At 75.4% G+C, this 19,655-nt stretch carries 15 protein-coding genes; 4 read left to right on the forward strand and 11 right to left on the reverse strand.

The window, feature by feature from the left end; genetic code table 11:
* Positions 1–21: 21 nt before the first annotated feature.
* From hemQ to hemE, 3 genes are read right to left on the reverse strand one after another with little or no spacing between them, the layout of a single operon-like run.
* Positions 22–795: a hydrogen peroxide-dependent heme synthase gene (gene hemQ, locus V1260_RS08520; RefSeq protein WP_329746387.1), complete on the reverse strand. Its 774-nt coding sequence runs from the start codon at positions 793–795 to the stop codon at positions 22–24.
* Positions 792–2,210: a protoporphyrinogen/coproporphyrinogen oxidase gene (locus tag V1260_RS08525; protein ID WP_329746388.1), complete on the reverse strand. Its 1,419-nt coding sequence runs from the start codon at positions 2,208–2,210 to the stop codon at positions 792–794. Before V1260_RS08525 ends, hemQ begins: the two co-directional genes overlap by 4 nt.
* On the reverse strand, positions 2,207–3,253 hold the full coding sequence (hemE, locus tag V1260_RS08530) for a uroporphyrinogen decarboxylase (protein WP_329746389.1): 1,047 nt from the start codon (positions 3,251–3,253) through the stop codon (positions 2,207–2,209). The genes V1260_RS08525 and hemE overlap by 4 nt, the downstream gene beginning before the upstream one ends.
* Before the next feature lie 289 nt (positions 3,254–3,542).
* Here hemE and V1260_RS08535 point away from each other — a divergent pair, with 289 nt between their 5' ends.
* Positions 3,543–4,964 (forward strand): glutamyl-tRNA reductase, encoded by a 1,422-nt coding sequence (locus tag V1260_RS08535; protein WP_329746390.1) that lies wholly within the window; start codon positions 3,543–3,545, stop codon positions 4,962–4,964.
* Here V1260_RS08535 and V1260_RS08540 read toward each other — a convergent pair.
* Complete coding sequence (locus tag V1260_RS08540; RefSeq protein WP_329746391.1) at positions 4,948–5,349, reverse strand: hypothetical protein; 402 nt, start codon at positions 5,347–5,349, stop codon at positions 4,948–4,950. The two genes, V1260_RS08535 and V1260_RS08540, sit on opposite strands and share 17 nt — an antisense overlap.
* Positions 5,350–5,371: 22 nt before the next feature.
* A complete protein-coding gene (locus V1260_RS08545) occupies positions 5,372–6,121 on the reverse strand; it encodes a uroporphyrinogen-III synthase (protein WP_329746392.1) in 750 nt (249 codons plus the stop codon).
* 139 nt (positions 6,122–6,260) lie between these two features.
* Between V1260_RS08545 and V1260_RS08550 the strand changes: the two genes are divergently transcribed.
* Positions 6,261–6,542, forward strand: a complete 282-nt coding sequence (locus V1260_RS08550) for a hypothetical protein (RefSeq protein WP_329746393.1) — start codon at positions 6,261–6,263, stop codon at positions 6,540–6,542.
* 4 nt (positions 6,543–6,546) lie between these two features.
* Here the strand turns inward: V1260_RS08550 and V1260_RS08555 are convergent, their stop codons facing one another.
* The 5 genes from V1260_RS08555 to V1260_RS08575 form a co-directional block, all read right to left on the reverse strand.
* The gene (locus V1260_RS08555; protein WP_329746394.1) at positions 6,547–8,658 is read right to left on the reverse strand and encodes an acyltransferase family protein; all 2,112 of its coding nucleotides are present in this window, start codon (positions 8,656–8,658) and stop codon (positions 6,547–6,549) included.
* A gap of 19 nt (positions 8,659–8,677) precedes the next feature.
* Positions 8,678–9,997 (reverse strand): M18 family aminopeptidase, encoded by a 1,320-nt coding sequence (locus tag V1260_RS08560; RefSeq protein WP_329746395.1) that lies wholly within the window; start codon positions 9,995–9,997, stop codon positions 8,678–8,680.
* Positions 9,994–11,997, reverse strand: a complete 2,004-nt coding sequence (locus V1260_RS08565) for a DUF6541 family protein (RefSeq protein ID WP_329746396.1) — start codon at positions 11,995–11,997, stop codon at positions 9,994–9,996. Before V1260_RS08565 ends, V1260_RS08560 begins: the two co-directional genes overlap by 4 nt.
* 72 nt (positions 11,998–12,069) lie before the next feature.
* Positions 12,070–14,433, reverse strand: coding sequence for an acyltransferase family protein (locus V1260_RS08570; RefSeq protein ID WP_329746397.1), 2,364 nt, complete (start codon positions 14,431–14,433; stop codon positions 12,070–12,072).
* Between the two features lie 304 nt (positions 14,434–14,737).
* On the reverse strand, positions 14,738–15,685 hold the full coding sequence (locus V1260_RS08575; protein WP_329746398.1) for a hypothetical protein: 948 nt from the start codon (positions 15,683–15,685) through the stop codon (positions 14,738–14,740).
* 120 nt (positions 15,686–15,805) lie between these two features.
* Between V1260_RS08575 and tgt the strand changes: the two genes are divergently transcribed.
* Positions 15,806–17,143 (forward strand): tRNA guanosine(34) transglycosylase Tgt, encoded by a 1,338-nt coding sequence (gene tgt / locus V1260_RS08580; RefSeq protein WP_442878142.1) that lies wholly within the window; start codon positions 15,806–15,808, stop codon positions 17,141–17,143.
* A gap of 7 nt (positions 17,144–17,150) precedes the next feature.
* Positions 17,151–18,761: a hypothetical protein gene (locus V1260_RS08585; protein ID WP_329746399.1), complete on the forward strand. Its 1,611-nt coding sequence runs from the start codon at positions 17,151–17,153 to the stop codon at positions 18,759–18,761.
* Between the two features lie 51 nt (positions 18,762–18,812).
* Here V1260_RS08585 and V1260_RS08590 read toward each other — a convergent pair whose 3' ends face one another.
* A complete protein-coding gene (locus V1260_RS08590; protein ID WP_329746400.1) occupies positions 18,813–19,613 on the reverse strand; it encodes a hypothetical protein in 801 nt (266 codons plus the stop codon).
* Between the last annotated feature and the right edge of the window lie 42 nt (positions 19,614–19,655).

The raw sequence follows: 19,655 nt of genomic DNA on the forward strand, positions 1-19,655 counted from the left end.
GTCGGGCTCGGGCGGGCGGGATCAGATCAGCAGCGCGGCGACGTCCTCGAGGGCGTCGAGGCGGCGGCCGGTGTGGAAGGGGAGCTCCTCGCGCACGTGCAGACGCGCATCGGAGTAGCGCAGGTGGCGCATCATGTCCACCAGATCATGCAGGTCGTCGGCCTCGAAGGACAGCAGCCACTCGTAGTCGCCGAGCGCGAAGGCCGCGACCGTGTTGGCGTTGACCTGCGGGAAGTCGCGGCCGAGGAGGCCGTGCTCGCGCAGCATGCGGTTGCGCTCGTCCTGCTCGAGCAGGTACCAGTCGTAGGAGCGCACGAAGGGGTAGACCGTGATCCACTGCTTCCGCTCGAAGCCCGGGACCATGAACGAGGGGACGTGGCCGCGGGAGAACTCCGCCATCCGGTGCACGCCCGCGGCCGCCCACTCGCGGTGCAGCCAGGAGCCCACCAGGGAGCGCTCGAGCTCGCGCAGCGCGGCCTGCAGGGTCTCGGGACGGTCCGCGGCGAGCCACAGCATCAGGTCGTCCTCGGCGCGGAAGCCGGAGACGTCGTACCAGCCGAGGATCTCGAGCGAGCCGTCCTCCGCGCTCGCCTCCATGAGGGACACGGTCTCGGCGAGGGCCGCCGTCGCCTCGGCGGCGCTGATCTCCCCCTCGTCGCCGAGCCCCGCGAGGCGGCGGAAAACGGTGTAGCTCGTGTACCGGGTGGTCTGCGCGATCTGCTCGTGATCCGCTGCGTCCGACGCCGCCGCGGCGGTGTCGGGTGCGGCGGGGGCGGTGGGCTGGGTCTCGGTCATGCGGGGGTCCCTTCTGCGGTGGGGTGCGAGCCATGGTGGTGCTCGGCGCGGACGATCGCGTCGATGCCGGTGCCGGCCCGCCAGGAGCCGGTCAGGTGCAGGGTCGGCTCCTCGGCGAGGAGCGCCGTGAGGTGGTCGAGGGCGGCGCGGTGGCCGGGCAGGGCCTGGTTCATGGCGCGGTCCCAGTCGATCACGACCGCGCCGAGGAGCTGCTCCCGGGTGAGCTCCGTCCCGAGGATGCGGGAGGCGTCGGCGAGGGCGAGCCCCTCGATCCCCTCGCGCTCGGGCAACGGCTCGCCGGGCCGCCCGTAGGAGAGCCGCACCAGGTGCGGGGAGGCGGCGTCCGGGAAGGCGGCGCGCACCTGCTCGCCGACGTGTTCCCACTTGGCGCTCGCGTGGGTCAGCGCCTTCGCGCGGATCCCCGGGGTGCCGGGGGCGACGAGCGCCCCGGTGCCCGAGGGGAAGGCGTCCAGCGCCTCCGCGTCGAGAGCGAGCGCGACGAGCCGCACGGCGGCCGACGGGGCCTGCGGGATCGCGGCGGCGATCTCCGGCGCCGCCTCGGCGAGGAGGGCGCGGGTCATGTCCGGCGGGCCGGCGAGCACCAGCTCCGACGCCTCGAGGGTCTCTCCGCTCGCGGTGCGCGCCCACCAGGTGTCCCCGGTGCGGCCGGCCTCGACGACCTCGACCCCCGTGCGCAGCAGGCCGCCGCGGGCGAGGAGGTCCGCGCGCAGCGCCGCGGGGAGGGCCGCCATGGTCGGGGCGAGGGAGCGCACCCGGGTGCCCGCGCTCGCCGTGTCGGCGCCGCGGATCTCCCGCACCGCCCGGACGAAGGAGCCGTGGCGCGCGAGGCCGGCGACGAGGGCGGGGGAGGCGGCCGCGAGCTCGAGGGTCGCGGGATCCGCGGAGTGCACCCCGCCGACGATCGGGGCGACCAGCCGCTCGAGCACCCGTCGGCCGAGCCGCCGGGAGACCGTCTCGGCGACCGTCGCCCCGGGACGCGCCCCGATCCGTGCCGGCAGCAGCGGCTCGAGCGCCGCGCGCAGGGCGCCGGCCGTGCCGAGGACCGCGCGGACGTCGGCGGCGAGGGGCCGGCCGGGGATGCCGAGCAGGCCTCCACCGGGCGCCCGGTGCACGCCCGCCGCGGAGACCAGCCGCGAGCCGAGTCCCTCGCGCGGGGAGACGGCTGCGCCGTCGATCCCGAGCTCGGCGAGCAGCGCGTCGACCGCCCCGCGGCCGATCGAGAACGCCTCGGCGCCCGCGTTCAGGGCGAGCCGACCGAGATGCGTCTGCGCGATCGCGCCGCCGACCACGGGGGCCGCCTCGAGCAGCACCACGCGTCGGCCGGCGCGGGCATGCTCGCGCGCGGCGAGCAGGCCTGCGAGACCGCCGCCAACCACGAGGACCGAGGAGCTCATGCCCGCGCGCCGCCCTGGGCGTGGAGGAAGGCGACGAGGTCGGTGAGGACCTGGGGATCCGTCTCCGGCGGGACGCCGTGGCCGAGGTTCACCACGTGGCCGGGGGCCGCGGCGCCCGCGGCGAGCACCGCGCGGGCCTCGGCGAAGCGGGCCTCCTCTGCGGTGAACAGCACCGCCGGATCGATGTTGCCCTGCAGCGGGGTGCCCGCGGGGAGCAGCTCGAGCGCCCGGTCCAGGGGCAGCCGATGGTCGACGCCCATCACGGTCGCTCCCGCGGCGTGCATCTCGGGCAGCAGGTGCGCGGCGCCGACGCCGAAGTGGATCCGCGGCACCGGCAGGTCGGCGACGTGCGCGAGCGCCGCGGCCGAGTGCTGCTGCACGTGCTCGAGGTACTGCGCGGCGCCGAGGGAGCCGACCCAGGAGTCGAAGAGCTGCACCGCGGAGGCGCCCGCGAGCACCTGGGCACGCAGGAAGCGGCCCGAGAGCTCGGCGACCCAGGCCGCGAGGCGCGCCCACAGCGCAGGGCGGTCGCGCATCAGGGCGCGGGTGCGCAGGTGGTCGCGGCTGGGCCCGCCCTCGACCAGGTAGCTGGCGACGGTGAAGGGGGCGCCGGCGAAGCCGATCAGCGGCGTGGTGCCGAGCTCGGCGACGGTGCGGCGCACCGCCTCGCGGATCGGCTCGAGGCCCGCTTCGTAGTCGTCCCCGAGGACGGGCAGGGCGTCGATGTCCGCCTCGGTGCGCAGCGGGTGCTCGACCACGGGCCCCACCCCGGGCCGGATCTCCACGCCGAGGCCGGCCACGCGCACGGGCACGACGATGTCCGAGAAGAAGATCCCGGCGTCGACGCGGTGGCGGCGCACCGGCTGCACCGTGATCTCGGCGGCCATGTCGGGGCGCAAGCAGGAGTCGAGCATCGTCGTGCCCTCGCGCAGCGCCCGGTACTCGGGCAGCGAGCGGCCGGCCTGTCGCATGAACCACACGCTCGGCGCCGCCGCGGGATCCCGGTCACCTCGCAGCTCCCGCAGGAGAGAGGCGTCGGCCACACCGCCGCGGGCCTGCGGGCGGAGCGCCGGATGCTCGGCGGGGAGGGTCGAGGGGCCGTCCGACGGGGTCCCCGCAGGGGCCGGTCCCGGCTGCGCCGGGGCGCCCGCGAGGCTCTCGCCTGCACCGATCCGGGGATCTGACGACTGTCGCGATCGATCTGACAGGTTGTCTGCAAAAGTGCGCTCTGACGTGCTGTTCTGTTCCATGGCGCCCCCATTGTGCACACTCCCGCCGCTCGAGGCTCCCAGGTCGGGAGGGGCCTCGTCGGGCGGGCCTACACTGGCGATCATGCTCGCCGCTCTCCGCGCCACCCACGAGCACCTCGACCTCGACATGCTCGACGCCCTCACCCGGGACGCCGACTCCCTGCCGGCCGTGCTCGAGGAGCTCGCCCTCGAGCGCACCCGTCACGACGGCGGGGCGCCGCTGCTCGCCGGGCAGGTCGTGGTGAGCACCTGCAACCGCCTCGAGGTGTACCTCGACACCGAGCGCTTCCACGAGGGGATCGAGCTCGTCATCGACGCGGTCACCCGCACCAGCGGCCTCGACCGCGAGGTGGTCTCGCTGTGCTTCGACGCCGCGATGGACGCCCCCGTCCCCCAGCACCTCTACGAGATGACCTCGGGGCTGCGCTCCCTCGTCGTCGGCGAGGCGGAGATCGCCGGGCAGGTGCGCCAGGCCTATGAGGTCGCGCGCCGCGGCGGACGCACCACCTCGATGCTCCACGACCTCTTCCAGCACGGCTTCCGCTGCGCCAAGCAGGTCGCGACCCAGGCCCCCGTCGGTGCCGCCGGCCGCTCCGGGGCGGCCGTCGCCCTCGACCGCGCCGCCGCGGCCCTCGGCGGGCTCGAGGGACGCAGCGCCCTGATCGTCGGCACGGGCGCCTACGCCCGCCTGGGTCTCGCCGAGCTCACCCGCCGCGGCGCCCGCGACCTGCGCGTCTTCTCCCCGTCGGGCCGCGCCCTCGGCTTCGCCCAGCGCCACGGCGCCCGGGCCGTCGAGGCCGGGGAGCTGGACGAGGCGCTCGCCGCCGCCGACCTCGTGCTGGCCTGCTCCGGGCGCGGCACCTCCCTCTTCCCCGAACAGTTCCTCGGCGCGGGTGCGAGCACGGGCGGTGTCGTCGTGCTCGACCTCGCCCTGCACTCCGACCTGCACCCGCTGGTGCGGCACCTCAAGGGCGTGACCGTGATCGGGCTCGCCGACCTCGCGACCGAGGCGGACCGGGCCGACGACCCCGCCCTCGCCACCGCCCGCGCCATCGTCGCCGAGAACGTCGAGGCCTTCCGGGTGCAGCAGGAGGTGCGGCGCATCGACCCCGCGATGGCCGCGCTGCGCCGCGAGGTCGCCGAGGCCGCGGACCTCGAGGTGGACCGGCTGCGCCGCGAGGTCTCTCCCGAGACGGCCGACCAGCTCGACCGATCCGTGCGCCGGATCCTCGCGAAGGTCATGCACCAGCCGGCCGAGCGCGCCCGGCACCTCGCCGAGACCGGCTTCGCCGACGACTACGTCGAGGCCTTCCACACCATCTTCGGCATCGACATCTCCGCCGGTCGGGAGGTCGCCCACGGCCCTGAGCAGGGCGGCGAGAGCCCCGTCCCCGCCGGATGGATGCGCGTGGACCGCACCGTGCCGCCCGCCGTTCTGTCCGGGGCGCTGCTCGCCCGTCTCTCCGGCCGCGCGGACGGCGGCGGGGTCAGCGGCGGCGCCTGAACCAGGTGCGCGGGCCGCGTCGGGCGGGCTCGCTCGCGGGCCCGTCAGGGGGTTCGGAGTCCAACGCGGCCTCCAGCTCCTCGGCCGGTTCCGGGGCGTCGACGGTGAGCCCCTCCTCGTCCACCCAGGTGTCGCTCCAGCCGACGTCGGACTCGTCGCGTGGCCGGAAGGCGCGCCGCGGACCGAGCGCCTCGGCGACGTCCTCGAGCTCGATCTCCGCGGGGGCGCGCACCTCCTCACCCCGATGCGGGACGGGGCAGGTCCAGAAATAGGGGCAGCCGGGGCAGCCGGCGGTCTCCTCGTCGGGCGCGGCCTCCCGCTGCATCTGGACGCCGTCCATCTGCTGCAGCAGCCGCAAACGGGCCTCGTAGGGGTTGACTTCCATCAGCGCTCTCCCTCCGCCGCGCTCAGTCGTGCACGATCCGCGTGCCGAGCGCGGAGAGCACCGCCGTGGCGAGCTCCTCGGCCCCGGTCGAGCCCGCGACGGCGTGGACCACGAGGCCGCGGGCCTCGGCCGTCGCGGCCACCGCGTCGTCGGCCGCGACGACCCGGATGTCGCGATGGATGCCCAGGTGACCGGCGAGATCTGCGAGCAGGGTGCTGCGCAGCACGAGCGCGCCATAGGCGGGGCGCCGCAGATCCCGGACCAGCTGGGGGTCGAGGCCGACGGTGCGCACCCGCACGGCGAGCACGAGCGTGACGCGCGCCCCGGCCGCCTCGAGGGCGGGGCGCAGGGCGGGCGGGGTCGCGGTGGATCCCACGAGCAGGAGACGCTCCCCGGCGTCTGGGGAGAGGGCCGCGGTGAAGCCCGGGTCGGTCTCCTCCCGCTCGAGCACCCGGGCATCCGGCACCCCGGCCGCGGCGAGCACGGCGGCGGTCGTGGCCTCGGTGGCGGCCATGGCGGTGCCCGCGGGGACGATCAGGTCCCCGCCCTCGGCGAGCACCTCGGCGGCACGGGGGCTCGTCACCACGAGGCGGTCGACCTCCCCGGCCGCGAGGGCGGCGAGGGCCGCGCGCAGGTCGCCGTCCCGCTGGGCGCGCAGCTCCACGAAGGGGGAGTGGTCGGTGGGGAGGCCCCGCGACCGCAGCGCGGCGAGCAGGTCGTCGGCGGCCCCGGCGGCGTCCGGCACCAGGACGGGGAGCGGGGCGACGGTCATGGGATCCTCCGGGAGCGGGGCGATGGCACCTGCTCATTCTGCCCGACGCGGGCTGTGCGGTCCCCGCCCCGTAGGATCGGGAGCCGCCGATCCGTTCCCGATCCGTCACCGCTCCGATCCCGACCGCCGAGGAGACCCGATGAGCACGCCCCAGGAGCGCCTCCACGAGGCCACCCGTCGCCTCCTCGACCTGCTCGAGGCCGGCGAGGCCACCACCGCGGAGACCCTCGCCGTGCGCGAGGAGCTCGCCCGGGCCACCGCCGACCTCGGCCACCTGCAGGACGCCTGGTACCAGGTCGACGAGCTGCGCAAGGACGCCCTGCGCACCCACGGCCCCGACCACCCCGTGGTCGCCTCTGCCCGCGCCCTGCAGGCGGACATCGAGGAGCGCGCAGGCGGAGCCGTGGAGGACGGGGCCTGAGCCCTCACCAGCGGAAGCCGGTCTCCTCGAGGCGCGCCGCGACCGCGTCCTGCATCGACGCGGCGTAGGTGCCGGTGAGGTGATCGCGGTCCAGCGAGACCCGCACATTGCCGATCACCGGCGAGCAGACGCCGTCCGGGCAGATCAGATCGTTGACGTCGAGCGGGACGACTCCGTCCGGTTGCTCCGCGAGCAGCGCCGCATCGGGCCGTTCGCGGGAGAGCGGCTCCGGCAGCGGGGAGGCGCACGAGGGGTCCTCGGCGCCCTTCTCCTCCGTGCAGGGCACCGGCTCGACCGCGAGGCGCGGCTGATCCCGCAGCGCGATCACCTCGATGCCGGCGGCGGTGAGGTCGGGCAGCGTGGTCTCCATCCCGGGCGTGACCGTCTCTTCGAGCTCCGGGGAGAGGAACGTGGAGTGGACCAGGACGGCGTCGGGTGAGACCCGCTCGATGTACTCGCGGGCCTGGGCGCTCCACGCATCGCAGTCGGGGGAGACCTCCGCGTCGGGGGCGTAGACGCACCCGCCCTTCCACAGCGTGATCAGGGTCCAGCCGTTCTCCTGGGCGAGCGGGATGAGGGCTCCGGTGAACTGCTCGATGCGGGAGTTACCGACGCTGATCACGACCTTTCCCTCCGGATCGCCCTCGACGATGCCGCACGAGGTCCGCTTCGGCTCGACGTCGGGTCGTGGCTCCAGGTCGCCGGAGCAGAGCGTGCCGCTGACCACCCAGTCGCCGGGGACCGTGGCCGTCGACGGCAGCGGCGCGGCATCGGGGTTCGCGTCGGGATGGACGGTGAAGCCCGGGTCCAGCACGCGGGCGCCGGGGTTGTCGGCGACCGCGCGGGCCTCCGCCTCGCGCTGCTCGCCGAGCAGGTGCTCGCGCGCGCCGAGCATCGGGGCGAGCGCGAGGACGAGGCAGCTCGCGACCACGAGACCGCCGCGCCAGGCCCGGGCCCCCGCCCAGGGCCAGCGGCGGATCGGGGTGTCGACGAGCCGGGTGAGCAGCCAGGCGAGCACGAGCGAGACGAGGATCAGCACCAGCCCGTCGAGCAGTCCCGCGCGGGCCTTCCCGGCATGGGCCAGGTACAGGGTGAGCAGCGGCCAGTGCACGAGGTAGAGGCCGTAGGAGACATCGCCCAGGCGCGCCGCGGGACGGCTCGAGAGCAGCCGGTCCACGCCCAGTCGGCTCCCCGTCGCTCCCGCCCACAGCACGAGCGCCGCCGCGGTGAGGGGCCAGGCGGCGATCCAGCCGGGAAACGCGCCCTGCACGTCCACGAGCAGGCCGCAGGAGAGCAGCCCCAGGATCCCCGCCCAGCCGGCCGCGACGCGCACGGGGGAGACGCGGGGCCGGGCCCGTCGGCCGCGGGAGCGCTCGCGCCGCTCCTCGAGGGCGGGCAGCGCGAGCCCCAGCAGCGAGCCGGCCGCGAACTCCCACAGCCGCGCGGCGGTGTCGAAGTAGGCGATCTCCTGATGGGTGGCGGTCGAGACCACCGACCAGGCGAAGGAGGCGACCAGCACGAGGGTGAAGACCACGGCGAGGACGGGGCGCACGGACCAGCGCCGCCAGCGAGCCACGAGCACCGCCGCGCCGATCAGCAGCGGCCACAGCAGGAACACCTGCCCCTGGATGGACAGCGACCAGAAGTGCTGGAAGGGCGAGGCGCCGACCTCCTCCGCCGCGTAGTAGTCCACGCCGCGCCGGATCAGCACCCAGTTCTGCACGTGCAGCACCGAGCCGATCGCGTCGGTGATCGCGGTCATCCAGCGCTCCGCGGGCAGCAGCAGGTACACCCCGGCGAGGGTCGCGAGCGCCACCACCGTCGTGGGCGGCAGCAGCCGCTTGAAGGTCCGCGCCCAGTAGGCGAGCGGGGCCGTCGGCCGCCCCGCACCGACCCGGCGCATGAACGTGCCCACCAGCAGGAAGGAGGAGAGGAAGAGGAAGACGTCCACGCCGCCGGAGACCCGGTCGAACCACACGTGGTAGAGGACCACGAGGCCGATCGCGACGCCGCGGAGCCCGTGCAGCTCGGGCCGGAAGCGGCCCGCGTGCGAGGCGGGGTGAGCACCGACGCCGGCGGCTTCGGCGGTGGAGGAGGAGGGCGCGGGGGAGGACATCGTGGGAGTGCGGGTCCGTTCAGCCGCGGAGGAAGGAGGCGCAGGCCTGCTGCAGCAGCAGCGGATCCGCGGTCGCGCACATCTCGCGGGCCGAGTGCATCGACAGCAGGGTGATGCCCACGTCGATCGTGGTCATCCCCAGGCGCGTCGCGGTGATCGGGCCGATGGTCGAGCCGCAGGGCATGGCGTTGTTCGAGACAAAGCTCTGATGGGGCACGCCCGCCCGCTCGCACGCCGCGACGAAGGCGGCGATGCCGACGGCGTCCGTCGCGTAGCGCTGGTTGGCGTTGATCTTCAGCATCGGTCCCTCGCCGAGGCGGGGCCGGGTGACGGGGTCGTGCCGCTCGGGATAGTTGGGGTGCGCGGCGTGCCCCGCATCCGCCGAGAGCACGAGCGAGGAGGCGAGGACCTGGCGGCGGCTCGCCTCGTCCCCGCCGAGCGCGGCGTGGACCCGCACCAGCACGTCCTCGAGGAAGGGCCCGGCCGCGCCCGAGCGGGTCGCGGAGCCCACCTCCTCGTGGTCGTTGGCGACCAGCAGCGCGAGCGGCGCGGGGCCCACGGCGGTCTCCGCGCGGTCTCCGGCGGCGACCGCGATCAGCGCCTCCACCTCGGCGTGCACCGAGCTGAGGTTGTCCAGCCGCCCGGAGGCGAGGAACTCGTCGGAGGCACCGAAGAGCGCGGGCGCCTGGGAGTCGGCGGTGACCACGTCGAAGCCCACGACCTCGTCCCGTGCGACCCCGGCGCGCGCGGCCAGGACCTCGAGCACGTCGCCGGGGGCGAAGCCGAGCAGCGGCTGCATGTGCCGCTGCGGATCCAGGGTGAGGCCGTCCTTGGTGACGCCGCGGTCCAGGTGCACCGCGAGCTGGGGGACGCGCAGCAGGCCCGGGGTCTCCACGAGCACGGTGCGGCCGTCGGCGAGGGCGAGGCGGCCGGCGAGGCGCAGCTCGCGGTCGAGCCACGAGTTCAGCAGCGGCCCCCCGTAGATCTCGACGCCCACCTGGGCGAGACCCTCGCCGCCGAGGCGCGGGTTCGGCTTCAGCTTGAGGGCCGGGGAGTCGGTGTGGGAGCCGACGATCCGCAGCGGCGTCGCGGCGTCCGTGCCCTCCGGGGCGGACCAGGCGATGAGGGATCCGTCGCGGAGCACGTAGCGGTCCCCGGAGACGTCCTCGCGCTCCCAGCGGCGGGTCTCGACCAGCTCCGTGAAGCCCGCGGCCTCGAGCCGGCGGGCCGCCTCGCGGGCGGCGTGGAAGCTCGACGGGGAGGCGGTGACGAACGCCCCGAGGTCCAGGGCGACGGAGCGGGCACGGGGGGAGGGCGCGGCGGCCGTGGAGGTGCTCATCCGGTCATTGAACCATCGGACATGCGGCACGGGAGGATGCGCAGGAGCTTCGCGTCGCCCTCCTGGGCGATGACCTCCGCGGCGCCCGTCTCGGAGATCTCGTTGAGGCCGGTGTAGGTCGCGGAGCGGCCCAGCAGCTCCTGCGGCCCGAAGTCGAGGGCGTACTCGACGTCGAGCTCCTCGACCGCGTCGCACACCTCGGGGTCCCGCTGCGCTTCGTCGAGCTCGGCGTTGAGCAGGTGCACCTCGGGCTCGGCCTGGAAGCCCATGAAGGTGTTCAGCACCTGCCGGTCCGAGACGGCGTAGGCGAGGGAGGAGCCGTTCCAGGCGTTCGTGGCGATCACCGCGTCCTCGGGCACCAGCTCGGGGAGGCGGCGCAGCAGCGTCAGCTCGTCCTGGGTGAGCAGCTGGTCGCCGTGCCAGTCCTGCTCGAGGTACCACATGTTCACCCGGGCTGCCTCGGAGGTCACGGACAGGCCGAGCACTGTCGCGACGCTCGCGACGACGGCGACGGCGCCGATCAGCGGTCGGCGCGGGGAGCGGAGGTCGCGCAGGGCCGGGACGCGCGCGGCGACGACGCGCACGATCACGTCGAGCCCCACGGCCAGCACCGGCACCGCGATCACCGGGAGGATCGCGCTGACCCGGTAGTTGTCGCTGTACCAGACGCCCGTGAGCAGGTAGCGGAGGTCCCCCTCCGGGGTGGCGCGGGTCGCGATCCCGAGCAGGGCGGCGAGGGCGTACGGGGCGAGCATCCAGCGGGAGCGGGCGGTGAGGGCGACCGCGAGGAGGCATCCGGCGGCCACGATGCCGAGCGGCACGAAGGTCGGTGTCGCGTTCGGGGAGAGCGAGCCGACCTGCCCGATCGCCTCGACGAGGGAGGCGTTGGGCGTCCAGAGGGCCGAGCTCTGCGGGGGGCGCACGAGGAGGGAGCCGGCCACGCCGAGCACCGCGGTGGCCCCGCCGAGCAGGGCGAGCACCACGACCGCGCGCCAGGACGACTCCCCGCGGCGCGCCCGCACGGTCGCGGCGACGGCTCCCGCGAGCAGGATCGGCACGCCGAGGGCGAGGCCCACGAACACCCCCTGGCCGTGCGCGGCGGCCGCGGCCCCGCAGCCCGCGACCAGCACCAGGGCGAGCTGCAGCGGGCGCAGCCGCTCCCGCCCCGCGGGGGTGAGCCCGGCGAGCTGGGCCACGCCGAGCACCACCACGGGCATCATCGCGACCGAGAGCAGGTACGGCAGCAGGATCCCCCAGGACATGAGCGAGAGCGGGAACGCGGCCGTGACCCCCGCGAGGGCGCCCGCGGCGAACACCCCCGTCGGCCCCGCCGGCGTGCCCGCGCGCACGAGCGCCATCAGCCCCACCGGCCAGATCACGCAGCCCACCAGCAGCATCAGCACGTTCGAGGCGAGGATGATCTCCTGCCCGGAGAGCTGCACGACGAGGCTCGCCGCCTGATGCCACAGCGCCGGGTAGTACGCCTCCTCACCGGGCAGGGACGTCATCCCGCCCACCGTGAACGCGGAGGCGTCGTGCTCGCGCAGGATGTGGCGCACCGCGTTGAGGTGGAAGACGTTGTCGTAGGTCTGGCTGAGCGCGTCGACCGAGCCCATCATCCGCAGCGACCGCGCGAGCAGCACGCCGCCGCCGATTCCGAGTCCGCTGCCGACGGCGAGGCGCGGCAGCCAGCGGGGCGCGGGCTCCGCGGCGGCGTCGACGGGCGCGGCGGGGCCGGCGGGCGGGGTGCGGCGCCGGCCGACGAGCCACAGCCCGCCGCCGAGCACGAGCCCCAGCACGAGCGGCGACAGCGGGCTCCACGACACCGAGAGGAGACGCCCCGCCTCCGCGGCGACGGTCACCACCAGCAGCGACATCGGAGCGAGCATCCCGGCGGCGGTCAGGGGACGCAGGCGCAGCGCGAGCACCGCGGGCAGACCCGGGATCACCACGACCGCGAGCGCCGCCAGGATCGTCGCCGGCACTGCGAGAGCGTCCACGCCGGGCACCCCTTTCTGCTCGGGGCCGCCTCTCGGCCCGGAACCGTCCGATCGTAGCGGCCCGGCGACGGCTCAGAACCCGGCTGCGGTGAGCCTCTCGGTGGCGGCGAGGGCGAGCGTCTCCTCGACGAACAACCGGGTGAGGTGGTCGTCGTCCATGTAGACGTAGACGTCGCCGAGCACGGGGGAGCAGCGTCCGTCGGGGCAGATCTGGTCGCTGAGGTCCAGCAGGGTCACGCTCGCGTCCGGTCCGGTGAGCGCCGCGAGCGGGGCGGCGGGGTTCTCGGCGGCGAACTTCGCGGAGGCCTCCGCGCCGCAGGCGGCGTCGGCGTCCGCCGGGGTGCCGCCGTCGTCGACCACGGACTCCGCGCACTGGAACTGGTCGGCGGGCCAGCGGGGCGTGTCCCGGGTGACGATCACGTCGAGGCCGCGGTCGAGCAGGGCCTGCACGGCGGTGTCCGCGCCGGTGGGCAGCACCTCCTCGGCGGAGTCCGCGGAGGTGAGCGTCATGGTGGCGAGCACCGTGTCCACGTCGACGGAGTCCAGGTAGGACAGCACCCACTCGTCGTAGCCCGCGCAGTAGGCGTCCCGTTCCGCCCCGGCGAGGAACGGGCAGCCGTCCATCGACAGGTTCACGATCTGGGCGTCCCGCTCCTCGGCGAGCGGGATCAGCGCGGGGATGTACTGGCGGGAGTGGGAGCTGCCCACCACCACGATGGTTTCGGCGGGCTCGGAGCCGGCGGGCAGCAGCTGCTCGCAGTGGACGTTGCGGAAGACGACCGACGGCGCCCATGCGCCGCTGCAGGACTCGGGCAGGGAAGGCCACTGCCCGCCCAGCTGCCAGCCGGCGGGGCGCAGCACGGCGGGGGCCTCGGTCGCGACCTCGTCCGTGGGCAGCTCCTGTCCCTGGGCCGCGGGGACCGGCTCGGGCTGGCGGTTCAGCCAGGTCCACCAGCCGCCGCTCGCGCCGAGCACGAGGGCGAGGCTCAGCGCGATCGCGGTCAGCGCTCGCCAGGGCCTCGCCTCGAGCCAGCGGGAGCGGCGCACGGGGGCGTCGATCGCCCGGGTCAGGATCCAGGCGAGCACCACCGAGCCCGCGAGGACCGCGGCGCCGTCGAGCAGGCCCGCCCGCTCCTGGCCGCTGTGGTGCAGCCACACCACCAAAATCGGCCAGTGCACGAGGTAGAGGGCGTAGGAGATGTCGCCCACGAAGGCCGCGGGCCGGGTCGACAGCAGCGCGTCCACGCCCCAGCGCCGCCCCGAGTGGCCCGCGACCACCACGGCGCCCGCCGCCGCGAGCGGCACCATCGCGATCCAGCCCGGGAACTGCGAGGACACGTCCAGCACGATGCCCGTGGCGAGCAGCAGGGCGATGCCCGCCCAGCCGGTCAGGGCGCGCAGGGCTCCGAGTCGCGGGGCCCGCTCCTCCTCGGGGCGCCGCGCCCCGGTCCAGCGGTCCAGGGCGGGCAGGGCCAGGGCCAGCATCGAGCCGGCCGCGAACTCCCACAGCCGGGCCGCGGTGTCGAAGTAGGCGACCTGCTGCTGCGACTGGGTCGAGAGCACCGACCAGGTGAGGGACGCCGCCCCGATCAGAGCCATGATCGCGAGCAGCGGTCGACGGATCGGCCGACCCCGCCGGGCCCGGCGGACGACGAGGGCGAACAGCAGCGGCCACACGACGAAGGCCTGCCCCTGCACGCTGAGGGACCAGAAGTGCTGCAGCGGGGAGGCGGCTCCCGCATCGCGCGCCTGGTAGTCGACCTGCAGCAGCACCAGCAGCGCGTTCTGCAGGTAGACCGCGGAGGCGACGGCCTGCTGCATCACCGTCGGCCACAGCGAGGCGGGCAGGAAGGCGGCCGTCGCCGCGAGGGCGAGCAGGATCGTCACCGCCGCGGGCGGCAGCAGGCGCTTGAAGGTGTGCAGCCAGTAGCGGGGGATCGCGAGGGGGCGCCCGCTCTCGAGGCGCCGCACGAAGGTGCCGGTGAGGAAGAAGGCGGAGAGGAAGAGGAAGACGTCCACGCCGCCCGAGACCCGGCCGAGCCAGATGTGGTAGACGGCCACCAGGCCGAGCGCCACGGCGCGCAGTCCGTGCAGCTCGGCGCGGAAGGCGGGGCGGTCCCGCCGCTGGGTGCCCGCGGGGACGGTGGCGGCCGACGGGTCGGAGGGGAGCGTCCCCGCGGCGTCCTCGTCGGGGGCGGGGGCCGCCTGCTCCCGTTGCGGCCGCCACGTGCCCGCCACGGAGCCCGCGGTGGACCAGGCGTCCTCCGCCTCCCGCTCGGCGTAGGACTCGAGCGGTCCCTGGAGCCAGTCGTCGAGGGTCGAGGTCTGCGAGGGCAGCGGGGCGGCGAGCCAGGGCGTGGGATCCGCGATCGGTCCCGCGGGAGGTGCCTCGCCCGCGGGGGCGGGTTCGGGGGCGGGGTCGACGGGGGCCGACACCGGCTCGCCGTCCTGGGTCCAGTCCTCGAGCGAGTCTGCCGGTGCCGCGGCGCGGCGCGCAGCCTCCTGCTCCTCGGCGATGGCGCGGGCGAGGGCCTCCTGGCGGGCGGTCTCCTCCTCGCTCAGCGCGCGCGCCCGACGACCACCCCGGCGCGGCGCCGGGGGATCAGCGGGCGAGGTGATCGCGATCGCCTCCTCCCACGGGGCGAGGGGCCGAGGGCGTCGACATCGGAGGGACTCCTGGGATCGGGTCGAGCGGACCCCGCGATCCTACGGCGCGTCAGGGCCCGGGACCATCGGGTGCTCAGCGCCGCGCACGACCCCGGCCCCCCAGCTCGAGCACGAGGCCGACCACCAGCAGCACGGCGCAGATCCCGAGGCCGACGGGCTGGAGCAGCGCGACGATGCGGTTCACGAACAGCGCGAGGTCCGACGGCACCGCCGACCACGGCCCGCTCGAGGGTGCCAGCAGGAAGCGCTGGAAGAGCGTCTGCAGGGCCCCGATCAGGGGGAACAGCGCGATCAGGACGATGGCCGTCCAGCGCAGCAGGGACTCGGCACGTCCGGCCAGCAGCACGGCACCGAGGCCCACGAGCCCGGCGACCAGGGACCACACGGCGAGCATCGCCTGCACCGCGGCGAAGGTGTCCAGGCCCGCCCCCGACAGGACATCGATCGCGAACTCCAGGGTCAGCTGGATCAGGGCCGAGAGCACGACCACCACGAGCAGGGCACCCACGAGGGCGGGGACCCGCAGCGGAAGGCGGGCTCCCCGCGAGGCCGGACGAGACGCGGTCGCCGCGATGAGCAGGCACACCCCGGCGAGGACGAGGGTGATCAGGCCGGTGACCGCGCTCGTGGCGAGGTTCAGCCACCCGAGGACGGCGACGTCGCCCCGCGGGGAGGTGCCCAGGGCGAGCACGATCCGGGCGAGCGTCGAGAGCAGTGCGACCAGCTCGCGCCCGACGAGGAGGCCGAACGCGACGAGCGGCAGCATCGCCACCCGGTCCGGGTCGAGGCGCCCGTGCCGCAGCATCTGCGCGACTCCGAGGGCGACGATCACCCCGGCGACGGTGCCGACGACGATGATCGGAGCGACGACGAGTCCGCCCGCCGCCTCGGAGACCCAGAGCGCGGGGATCTGGAGGAGCAGGAGCAGCGGAGCGTGGAGCAGCGCGGCGATCGCGGTGATGGTCGCCCAGAGGCGCAGGCGCCCGCCCGGGGACGGGACGGGGGAGGGGGTCTCGGACATGGGTGCTCCTGCGGTCGCGACCGGTGCGGAGGAGGCAGGAGCTCCCCGTGCCGGCCCCCACCGGATGCGCCGCCCGCATCCTCCCACAGCGCCGCCCGCTGCCCCCGGTCATGGGAGCATGTGCCGGTGACCTCCGCCGACAGCAGCCCTGAGCCCGCCGCTCGCCCCGCCGCCCCCTCCGGCCCCCTTCTGGAGCCTTCCGCGCATCCCGGACGGGAGAGCACCGGCTTCGCGGTCACCGCCCGCCACGGCGAGAAGGCCCGCGCCGGGGTGATCACCACCCCGCACGGAGAGATCGCGACCCCCGCCTTCGTGCCGGTCGGCACCAAGGCCACGGTCAAGGCGGTGCTGCCCGAGTCGATGGCGGACCTCGGTGCCCAGGCGCTGCTCGCCAATGCCTACCACCTCTACCTCCAGCCCGGTCATGACCTGGTCGACGAGGCGGGCGGGCTCGGCGCCTTCATGAACTGGCCCGGCCCCACCTACACCGACTCCGGCGGCTTCCAGGTGATGAGCCTCGGCGCCGGCTTCCGCAAGGTGCTCTCCTCCGAGTTCTCCGGTGGGGAGAAGGCCCGTACCGCCTCCGGCGAGGACGACGCGGTCGCCGAGGGGAAGGAGCGCCTCGCCCACGTCGACGACGACGGGGTCACCTTCCGCTCCTTCATCAACGGCGACGAGCACCGCTTCACCCCCGAGGTCTCGATGCAGATCCAGCACGGCCTCGGCGCGGACATCATGTTCGCCTTCGACGAGCTCACCACCCTGATGAACTCCCGCGGCTACCAGGAGCGGGCGCTCGAGCGCACCCGGCTGTGGGCGCTGCGCTGCCTGGCCGAGCACGCCCGGCTCACGGCCGAGCGCACCCACCGCCCCTATCAGCAGCTGTGGGGCGTCATCCAGGGCGCCCAGTACGAGGACCTCCGCCGGCAGGCCGCCCAGGATCTCGGGGCGATGGACGTGGAGGGCTGGTCCTTCGACGGCTTCGGGATCGGCGGGGCGCTCGAGAAGGAGAACCTCGGCACGATCGTGGGCTGGGTGACCGACGAGCTGCCCGAGGACCGGCCCCGCCACCTGCTCGGCATCAGCGAGGTGGACGACCTGTTCACCGCGATCGCTGCGGGCGCGGACACCTTCGACTGCGTCTCACCCTCGCGCGTGGCCCGCAACAGCGCCGTCTACACCCGCACCGGCCGCGTGAACCTCACCGGCGCCCGCTACCGGCGGCAGTTCTCCCCGATCGACGAGACGTGCGACTGCTACACCTGCACCCACTACACCGCGGCCTACGTCCACCACCTGTTCCGGGCCAAGGAGATGCTCTCCTCGACCCTGTGCACGATCCACAATGAGCGCTTCGTGGTGCGCCTGGTCGACGAGATCCGGGCCGCGCTCGGCACCGGCGACTTCGACGCGCTGCGCGAGGAGCGCACCGGCGACTACTACGGCTCGCCGCGGTGACCCGGCGGTGAGTGAGGACGTCGCGGGGGAAGACCGGGCGGGGACGAGGCGTGGTGACGGCCTCGACCCGGTCCTGGCTCTCGGCCTGGCGGTCGTGCTCGCGGCGCTCGCCGGGGTGGCCGCGCTGCTCGCCGGGCACCTGCTGCTGGGCTGGCTGCGCCTGCTCGCGGGAGTCCTCGCGGGCGGCGCGGTCGGCGCCGCGATCCTCGCCCTGCCGGGCGCCCGCCCGGGGCCCCGGGCCCGTCGGGTGCTGGCCCTCGGCCTCGCGCTGGTGCTCGCCGCGGCGCTGATCCTCCCGGCCGTGCGCGCCGCCCGCCCCGACGACCTCGCGGAGCGGGCGAGCACGCGGATCGCGCCGCTCGCGGAGGGGGACGCGGTCGCCTCGGTCCCCGTCGCCGGCTCCCCGGTGCTGGTGCGCCGGGCCGACGGCTCCGCGCAGCTGCTCACCCCCGGTGCGGGCGCGGTTCAGCTCGAGACGGCCCCGGGGGACGTGCTCGCGCTCTCCGCCGACGGGACCCGCCTGGTGCAGGTCAGCGCGGGGGTCACCCGGGTGACGGAGATCGACCCCGCCTCCGACGGCCGCCTGCAGCGCTGGTCCGAGGTCGCCGGCGAGCCGCTCGCGCTCGCGGGGGACGTGCTCGTGGTGCGGGCCTGTGCGGAGGGCGTCTGCCGGATCAGCGGCGTCGACCTCGAGGCCCCCACCGAGCCGCTGTGGACCGTGACCGGTGGCGCGGCGGACGCTGCGGACGGGGCGGGCGGTGGGGCGTCGCGCGGCCCGGACCCCGTCGGGGTCAGCGTGCCCGCCCGGCCGGACGCCCCCGCCGGACTCCTCGACGCCGTGACCGCCACGGGTGTGCTCGGCGACGTGCCGCTGCACGCCGATCCGGTGCAGGGCTGGGTCCAGCTCGACCCCGCGACCGGCTTCCCCGTCGGCCAGGTGCTCGCCACCCCGGACCAGGACTGCCGGATCGCCGCGACCACCCCGGCGCCCGCCCCCGCCTCGCTGGAGGAGGACGCGCCGGTCGTGCTGACCGCCTGCTCCGCGGAGGACGGAGCGCTCACGGTCACCGCCTTCCGCCATGGCTCCGTGCTGTGGACCTCGGACCCCTCCCCGGCGGGCGCCTGGGAGGTGCGGCTCGAGGACGGCCGGGTGCTCGCGACCGGCACCGAGGCGGGCACCGACGTGGCCGGCGAGATCGTTGCCTCCGCGGAGCGGGCCGCCTGGACCGCGCCCGGCGGCGAGGCGGCGGGAGAGATCCTCACCCCCGTCGCCCGGATCGGCCTCGACGGCTCCCGCATGGTGCTCGCCAACGACGCCTCGCAGCTCGTCGCCCACGACCTCGCGACCGGGGAGAACACCTGGACCGCCCCGCTCCTGGGGGATCCGCGCACCCTGCGCGGCGGCCTCGGCGCCGGGAGCGTCGTCGTCCTCGAGCGACTGCCCCGCGAGCGGGCCCTCGACCCGCGCCCCCTGCAGCGCCTGCGCGTGCTCGACGCCGCGAGCGGCCAGGAGCTGCTCTCCTTGCGCACCGCCGCGGAGATCACTGACGTGCAGCCCGTGGGCGGCGGCCGGGCCCTGGTGACGACCGACGGGAGCACCCTCCTGCTCGGCGGCTGAGGATGCTCCCGTCGGGGGCTGCGGTGCCGGCGGCACCGCGGGGGTGGGTTCTCAGGCGGTCTGCGCGGCCGCGCGGCGGATCATCATCAGGCCCACCACGAGCGCGACGACCACCAGCAGCCAGTGCAGCAGCTGCAGGATCAGGACGACCACGGAGCCGGCGACTGACTCGGTCACGGCGTTCTGCGCGAACACCAGGATCAGGTACGCGAACCAGGAGAGCACCAGGGTCCCCGCGATCACGAAGGCGCCGATCCGGGTCCGGCCGGAGGATTGCACCCCCACCATGATCGAGAGCACCAGGACGGCGAGGGTGACCAGGACGACCACGCCCAGGAGCAGGAACAGCAGGATCGCCCCGATGCCCGCGACCGCCATGGTGCCGTCATAGCCCAGGCCCGCACCCGAGGAGAATCCGACAGCGAAGCCGAGGATGACGGCGCCGACGCCGACCAGCGTGCGCAGCACGAGCAGCGTGATCACCGAGATGTTCAGCCACTTGCGCAGGCCCGGGCTCGCGCCGGAGGTCGCGGCGGGAGCGGTCCCCGGGTAGCCACCGGGAGCGGACGCGGAGCCCGCGTAGCCGCCCATCGGCGCGGCGGACTGCTGCGGCGCGGGCGGGGGCGAGGCCTGGCCCCAGGCGGGAGCCGGGCTCGCCGCCGGTGCGGAGGGCTGCCCCCAGGCCGGAGCCGGGCTCGCCTGCGGGGCGGGTGCCGGCTGCTCCCAGGCCGGCGCCTGCTGGGCTTGCTGGCCCGGCTGGTCCTGCTCGTGCGGCTGTCCCGATCCCTGCGGCGGGGGCGGCGGAGCGCCCCACTGCTGCTGTCCGTCCCCTGCTCCGTACCCCTGCGACATGCTGCTCCCTCGAGACCGCGCCGACCGGGAGTGATCGACGTC

It is taken from the genome of Brachybacterium sp. J144 (assembly GCF_036321705.1).
Taxonomy (GTDB): Bacteria; Actinomycetota; Actinomycetes; order Actinomycetales; family Dermabacteraceae; genus Brachybacterium.

Coding starts and splice junctions, on each gene's coding strand:
- hemQ (WP_329746387.1), bottom strand. CDS start 795: ATGACCGAGACCCAGCCCACCGCCCCCGCCGCACCCGACACCGCCGCG.
- V1260_RS08525 (WP_329746388.1), bottom strand. CDS start 2,210: ATGAGCTCCTCGGTCCTCGTGGTTGGCGGCGGTCTCGCAGGCCTGCTC.
- V1260_RS08535 (WP_329746390.1), top strand. CDS start 3,543: ATGCTCGCCGCTCTCCGCGCCACCCACGAGCACCTCGACCTCGACATG.
- V1260_RS08540 (WP_329746391.1), bottom strand. CDS start 5,349: ATGGAAGTCAACCCCTACGAGGCCCGTTTGCGGCTGCTGCAGCAGATG.
- V1260_RS08545 (WP_329746392.1), bottom strand. CDS start 6,121: ATGACCGTCGCCCCGCTCCCCGTCCTGGTGCCGGACGCCGCCGGGGCC.
- V1260_RS08550 (WP_329746393.1), top strand. CDS start 6,261: ATGAGCACGCCCCAGGAGCGCCTCCACGAGGCCACCCGTCGCCTCCTC.
- V1260_RS08555 (WP_329746394.1), bottom strand. CDS start 8,658: ATGTCCTCCCCCGCGCCCTCCTCCTCCACCGCCGAAGCCGCCGGCGTC.
- V1260_RS08560 (WP_329746395.1), bottom strand. CDS start 9,997: ATGAGCACCTCCACGGCCGCCGCGCCCTCCCCCCGTGCCCGCTCCGTC.
- V1260_RS08575 (WP_329746398.1), bottom strand. CDS start 15,685: ATGTCCGAGACCCCCTCCCCCGTCCCGTCCCCGGGCGGGCGCCTGCGC.
- V1260_RS08590 (WP_329746400.1), bottom strand. CDS start 19,613: ATGTCGCAGGGGTACGGAGCAGGGGACGGACAGCAGCAGTGGGGCGCT.